This is a genomic window from Halomonas sp. GXIMD04776 (assembly GCF_049808615.1).
GTDB lineage: Bacteria > Pseudomonadota > Gammaproteobacteria > Pseudomonadales > Halomonadaceae > Modicisalibacter.
The window spans coordinates 1-705 of the sequence record NZ_JBNCAN010000069.1; the positions used below are offsets into that span (position 1 = coordinate 1).

A 705-nucleotide genomic window follows, 5' to 3' on the forward strand; every position below is an offset into this window, starting at 1 on the left:
TACCGGTAGGGTCAAGACTCTGCACCGACGTCTGGCTGATTTTACCCTCGCTAAGATCGGCAAGCGATGCTTCCAGCTCAGCAATGCGCTGCATGGTTCCCGCAACGACTTCTGCCGCACCCATGCTTTCGGATTTCTGAGCGGCTTCTAGTGTACTCTTTGCACTGTCGATCTGACGCTGCATGGCTTCTTTGCGTCGCTCAACCAAAGACTGTTGCCCTTCCTTCAGTCGTACCAATATGCCTTCATGCAACTTGGCCACTGTCTTCTCATCGGACTGGCTGGCCTCTGAACTCAATATGACCAGCAAGGTTTCGTCTGGATTTTGGATTTTTACATCGAAAGGCAATCTTTCGAGCTCTTCGCTCTCCAGCAATTTGCGCGTTTCAGGCCCCAAGTAAAGGTTTTGTGCCTTGGCCACCATGGCCTTGGGGGCTTCGAATGCCTCTCCTGGCATTGCTTCCGCCACGCTGTAAATAGAAGTATAGCTGTAGGCGCGCGGGGTAAGTAATGCATAGGCCAGCGCAACCAGTACTACTAATACGAAGATGATAACAAGGGCCTTCCAACGCCTAACCAGGATCTTGGCTAAGTCGACCAGTGAAATTTCGTCATCCTGGTACCGAGTCGTCGGCGTATTTTGCTGGTTCATTGAATATCCATTGCAAAGAATTGAGGCTCAGTGTGCTTCTGGCACGCTACCGC

The 705-nt window shown here is 51.5% G+C and carries 1 protein-coding gene; it reads right to left on the reverse strand.

The features are described from left to right. On the reverse strand, positions 1–652 hold a 652-nt coding region (locus ACPF7Z_RS19425; RefSeq protein ID WP_425194881.1), incomplete at its 3' end, for a Wzz/FepE/Etk N-terminal domain-containing protein. Between the last annotated feature and the right edge of the window lie 53 nt (positions 653–705).